Here is a 6,056-nt window from a genome sequence, read left to right on the forward strand (position 1 = left end):
TATTTGTGAATAAAACCCGAAAAAACGAAAATCTTTAAAGGATCAAAAAGAGTTAAAAAAGAAAATCCTGGAAAAAAGCCGTAATAGTATAGGGAAAGATAGAATTTTAGTAGGCTTCATTGCGGAGAAACAACGACAACAAAAACGTAAAATTAAGGGCTTATGGCACCTACTCGCTTAGATGAAATTAAAAAATAATACGATCACGTTCGTTAAAAAAACATGATTGAAGAGCAGGACTTTGAAATTCGTCCGTTTCCTCTGGACAAAAGTCCAAACGGTTTTAGCGTGGATACCCATGAGATCATTCTGCTCCAATTACAATTCTAAGGTAAAATGAATCCCGAGACTCGAGTAAAAATCAAAACGATCTGGATCTCTCTGCTTCTATTACTTGGATTTCTATTTTTAGACCGAGTTCTGTTTCCAATTGCTCTTTTCGAATTTCCAAATGAGTTAGAATGGGACACTTCTCCTTGGTATAACTTTCTTCATAAACAAAGAAACATTCGTTTTCAAAAAGATGAAAAGGGGATTCTCGTCGCAGGGAGTAGTGTCGCGCTCTATTCCGCATATCCGCAACAGATCACGAATGAAATACGAACGTCCTACATAAAAGATGGGGAAAAATTCAGAGCGGAATTTTATTCTCATCCCGCCCTATCTCCCACAGATCTTTACTATTATTCCGATGATATTTTAAATAAAAAGCCAGATCTCGTAGTCTACATTTTAAATCCAGCAGATTTACAATTAGATTATATTCAACAAAAAGAATATTCCGGAGTTAGTTTCGACGAACAAGCAAGATTAAGAGATTACAAAATCCGTCATCAAAATCGCTTTATTTTTCCAGGAGAGTTTCTTGCCGACCACTGGAAAAACTATACAAAAGGGGAATTTTTTGCTCAATTGACCAAAACATTGATCTTACTCAATCGCTTTAGAAGTTTCTTATACGATCCTTGGATAGAATACATGGAACATCATACGAGAACCATGCGTTCCTATCACTATTATACGGGCTCTATGCCCAAAGAAGGGATTTTTTTGAGAGGATGGACCCCACCAAAGTTTACAATCGAATGCGAGCTCAAAGACGGGAAATTGTCGGAAGATATCTTCACTCAGAAACCGGGAATCAGAGTTCAGATCAACCGAATCTCATCCGCCGATACACAGATCTCAACGCAAGCACCCATTTACAATGAAATATATTCGAAAGCAGGCTGGAAACCGTTGATTCTTGAATTTAAAGAAAAATCCGGGAGCATACCACAAACTGTAACCTTAGAATTTACAGTTTCACCGACCACGAGTTCTAATGAAGTTGATGCGAGAATTTTCGGCGTTCCCGCGACGTACGGAATCCGTCTGCCTCAAAACTTTTGCAGAAGAGAAATTCGAACTGGAATCTCCTATGAAAGAATTCACGGCCTGGACGATGATCGGATCGAAGCCATGTCCGACGAAGATTATCTGAAAGACTACGAAAGACGTCTTTACTATAATCCCGAAAACGAAGGCGCACTCAACCGATTGAAAAAAATCCAGAAGAATAAAGAGATCTTGGGTAATTCTCCTTATTTCGCTTGGTCCGAGATTCGATTCCTGGAAAAGACGATCGCTAAATTTAAAGCGAACGGTCAAAAATTGATCATCATTAACTCCCCCGAAAATCCAATTGAAAGTAAATATTATAAAAATGGAAACTGGTATCAGGGCTATCTTAAATTTTTGGACTCCCACAAAAGCGATACATTCGATTTTTATGATCTCAAAGATGCGATTCCCAACAAAAAATTGTTTTTAGATCCTCATCATCTAACTTTTAACGGAGCAAAACGCAGTTCGGCTTTATATACTGATGTCATTCTGAATTTTTTAAACGTTTCAGCACGGGAAAAATAATGAAAAAATTGGATGCTTTTTTTTCAAAAATCCGATCCTTATTTGTAAATCCTCTCTTTATTCTTCCTCTGTTCGTCTTATTATATGCTCTTTCTTCCTTTTTAATCTGGAAAAAATACGATTGGAATCCGAGTTCCCAAATCAACTTCGGAATGCAATTCGTTGTTCAAAATGCGGCAGAAACCCCAAAAGGCGCGGTCGTATTTTTAGGTCGTCCCGGTGATTTAGGAGCTGGCTACGACGGACAAATCTTTTATTATTATTCCAGAATGTTAAGCGAATTCAATTTAAACTGGCCTAAAGGATTCGAAGAAAACATTCGTGCATCTAGAATCGGTTATCCATTCTTTGTTTCCATTTTCGGCTGGTTCGGAACCTGGGGAACCGTATTCGGAATGTATTTTCTAAATCTCGTCTTGATTTTGATTTCTTGGTTCTTATTAAGAGATCTTTGCGGCGAAAGGCATCGTATCTATTCGAGTTTCCATTTATTTTCACCTTTTCTTTTAGGAAGTTACTCACTTTTAGTCTGCGATGCGGTTCTAACCGGATTTTTAGTGATAACATTTTGGTTTTACAAAAAAGAAAAATGGATTTGGTTTTCTTTGTTCGGGGGAATTTCAATTTTAACAAAAGAACAAGCTCTCTTTTTACTTTTTCCTCTTGGAATTGAAGCTCTCTCGAAAAAAAAATGGAAAGATGCGGCAATAATCGTTTCGACTTTATTGTTGCCGTTTCTTTGGGCCGTTTTTCTAAGAATTCAATTCCCAAATTGGTCTCCAGCAAGATTCACAGATTTTTTCACTCCGTTAGACGGTCTTATCGGTTATTGGAGAGAGATCAATCATCCTTCCATAGTATTTTTTTTGCAAGTTCCCAATTTTGAAACGGGCCTGATTCTTTTTGCAAAGAAATTTTCTAGAGTTCCGATCTTTATTCTATTCGCCGTCGGTTTGTTTATTCTCAGTAGCGGAAATTGGAAAAAGGGAATCGCAGCGCGACTTACTTTTTTTCTAGTGATATTTTCCGTCTTTTCTGCAGGTTATGTACTGTATTGGTCTTCGTATGAAAACGTTTCTAGGATGTTCACAGTTTCAACCGCGTTTTTGATCTTTTGGAAGTTAGAGGACGACTCCATCTCAGATTTCGCTTATTGGATCGTTACCGGAAGTATCGTTTTTATTTTTTTGCTTAAACTTACATTTATCTCTTCGACGCTTCCCTACGAGATCTGGAAATGAAGAGCTCCTTTGTCATTTCAAATTCAAGGTATAGAACAAGAAACCCTATAAATGAAAAAGTCCTTAAAAACAAACCTCAAATTTTCGGATGAAACGTAAAATTGTAACGAAATTAAAACAAGAACTTTCGAATCTCAAATGGATTTTTCAATTCCCGGTTTCTGAAAAACGAATTTTATAACTCTTGTAAATTCTTTCGTTAATCTCCGTTAACTTCGTTCTATCCAAAGCGATTTCGGTTCCGTCGTCCAAAGAAATCAAAGTATAATCGGATTTACCTTGTCTAATATTTTGTTTTAAATCCCGGACCGATTTCACACCTTGACCGTCAATTTTTTCCACGATCTTAAAACTAAGATCGTGAAAACCGTTATTAGATTCATCCGGAAGAACTTGAGAAAGAAGAACGATCTTTCCGACATCTTCCTCTTTTTCGTGAAATTTATAATAATCATAAAGATAGAGAAGTTTTCGATCCACTCTGGATCTCCAATCCTTTCCCCATTCTTCCAGAAGGGATTCAGAAAGTTCCAGAAACACAAAACCACCTTCTACGGCAAAATCGTTGGAAGCGGGAATATTTTTAAACGGAATTCGAACCGCCGAATAAGGAAACGGTTTCAACTTCATGCTCAAACGAATCTTTTGTTTATCCCTCAATACAAGCATAGGAATTTCTTTTCCTAATGAATATCCGAACGAATCCCCGGAGTGTGCCAAAAAGGAAAGAACCTGTTTTCCATACAAAGGATGTTCGATATATCCTTTCGAATCCACATTCTTACCTCCAAATTCGAGAATGATATCCTCAAGCTTCAGGACTCCACTCGCTGAAGAGCCTGGAATCACATCTGCAACTAAAATTCCGGAGTCGGATTTTTCCATACCGTAATATTTTTTTACAGAGCCGTCCGTAATTGGGCGAAAACGAAACCCTTTATAACCGAATACGTCCGTTCCCGGAGTTTCGATGAATTTTTGAATGACAAAAGAGGGAATGATTCTCCCCGAATTTTTTCCAGAAGTAAAATCATAAAGGATACCGGAAACTTTTCCGTTCTCAATCGCAACTTCTCCAAAACCGTTCAAACCCTCGCTGGAACTCACGTCCACAACGGGAAGTTCTACCTGACCAAGAGGCATCTGATCCATGTCCATACTCAAAAAAGTCACGCTTGTTGTTTGAATCGAACCGGAGTTATCGAGTTGGTAAACGTTAACCTGCTTCGGATACACGACAACCGGGGAAAACGTAAGCGGAATAAGATCATCGAAGAAACTCTTTTTCTCGACTCGAAGGAGAGCCAGATTGGATTCCGGATCGTGACGAAATACGACCGCTTTTATCTCGGAATAGGAAGAATATTTTTTTACTTCGATCAAAGTCGCATCCGGTAAAAGCGAGTAGGGTATCAGTATCCGATTTCCTTCTGTGACCACCCCGACTCCTCTTCGAACCCTAGGATTCTTTTTCTTCCAAGGTTGATGATATTCGGGCTCCTGATAAGTGACTTTGATCTGAACGATACTTTTATGATAGATTTCCTGAATTCCCTTACCAGATAAAGCAGAAGCTTTCGTTGAAAGCACAGGGTTTTTTTTGGTATCGTAATTTGTTTTTTTCGTTTTATAATGTTTTTTTTTAATGAGAATACGATCCGATTCTACCTTTTCGGCAAAAAGCCCCAACGAAAAACAGATTAATATCGGCATGATCCAGATTTTTAACATTATAATTTCCTTAATTATTCCAGACCATAAATTTTACGGATTTTTTCATCCGCCTTTCCAGCTTCCTCGCGATCCAAAACGAGAGGGACCTGAACATCTAAAAACTTTAAACGAAGATATTTATCCTTAGATTGCTTCAAGATCTTTCTTAGGTCACTCAATTCCGTAACAGGAATTCCGTTCACGGATTCTAAAACTAGGTTCACAAAATATTCCGCGGAAGAATTGATTGGATGAGAAAGTTTTCGGTATAAAACTACGTCGTTTTTTTTTGTCCGGTTCAGTCCGTCTTCTATGAAGTAAAAAAACCTGTATAAAAGCTGACTTCCTCCGGAAGTATTGCCGCCGCGCCCCCAACTTGTGATCAAATCTCGGGACATTTCTTGAAATAAAAGTCCGCCGATCATTTCAAAATCATACTGTTTATCATATTGATTTCTCATAAAATCGAAATCAGACATACGACGTGCTGGAAAAGAAACAGACATTTCTTTTCCATTCCTATACAGTTTGAAAGAGATATTGTCTCCCGCATGCTTATTATCCACGATCTCGACAAAGTCAACTCTTGCGTCCTTATCTTGCATAACGGTTCCGTTTTTTCCGATCGGTTGCCCGTCTATCTCGGTGAGAAAATCTCCTTCCTTTAAATAATTTTCTGCAGAACCGTTTTTTAAAACTCTGGAAACAAAAACTCCTTCCAAATGATCCGGAATTCCTTTGGCCTTTCTCAAAGAAATATTAAACGAATTCAAAGTTCTTACTCCAAGCTCCACGTATCCGTCATATTTCCCGTCTTCTATGTCCGTTAAAAAATGACGTATAACGTTTGTGGGAATAAGATATCCGATATTCTCGCCCTTGACTGCAACCTGAAACGCAACTCCTACGACCTTGTCGTCCTGAATCGCTGGACCTCCAGAATTTCCTGGATTAATCGCCGCATCCACTTGTAAGACTAAATGACTGTCAACGGCAGAATGGGAATAAACCGATTGATCCTTTCTGGAAACGATTCCTCTCGTAACCGAAACCTTATTCCCTCCGATCGGATAACCGACCACAATCAGTGGAGAATTGAGCTCAGGAATTTCTCCGAGCTGTAAATCTCTTGAGTCCTTGTAGAAATCGGGACTTTCGGCTTCCAAAACAGCCAAGTCGCAATCGTGCGCG

4 protein-coding genes (1 of these 4 only partly in view) are annotated in these 6,056 nt (G+C 38.5%); 2 read left to right on the top strand and 2 right to left on the bottom strand.

Features of this window, described 5'->3' with window-relative positions:
* Window positions 1–336: 336 nt before the first annotated feature.
* Both LEP1GSC190_RS18490 and LEP1GSC190_RS18495 read left to right on the top strand, forming a co-directional pair.
* Window positions 337–1,911: a hypothetical protein gene (locus LEP1GSC190_RS18490; protein ID WP_002749494.1), complete on the top strand. Its 1,575-nt coding sequence runs from the start codon at window positions 337–339 to the stop codon at window positions 1,909–1,911.
* An 8-nt stretch (window positions 1,912–1,919) separates the two neighbouring features.
* Complete coding sequence (locus tag LEP1GSC190_RS18495) at window positions 1,920–3,152, top strand: AZOBR_p60025 family cell surface glycopolymer formation protein (RefSeq protein WP_086004804.1); 1,233 nt, start codon at window positions 1,920–1,922, stop codon at window positions 3,150–3,152.
* A gap of 147 nt (window positions 3,153–3,299) precedes the next feature.
* Here the strand turns inward: LEP1GSC190_RS18495 and LEP1GSC190_RS18500 are convergent, their stop codons facing one another.
* A complete protein-coding gene (locus LEP1GSC190_RS18500) occupies window positions 3,300–4,883 on the bottom strand; it encodes a PDZ domain-containing protein (RefSeq protein WP_002749454.1) in 1,584 nt (527 codons plus the stop codon).
* A gap of 14 nt (window positions 4,884–4,897) precedes the next feature.
* Window positions 4,898–6,056, bottom strand: the 3' portion of a protein-coding gene (locus tag LEP1GSC190_RS18505; RefSeq protein WP_002749543.1) for a S1C family serine protease. Its footprint extends 350 nt past the window's final position; only the last 1,159 of its 1,509 coding nucleotides appear in the window; its start codon lies beyond the right edge, outside the window — the gene reads right to left on this strand; its stop codon occupies window positions 4,898–4,900.

Origin of the sequence: Leptospira mayottensis 200901116, assembly GCF_000306675.2 — a bacterium.
Classification (GTDB): Bacteria; Spirochaetota; Leptospiria; order Leptospirales; family Leptospiraceae; genus Leptospira; species Leptospira mayottensis.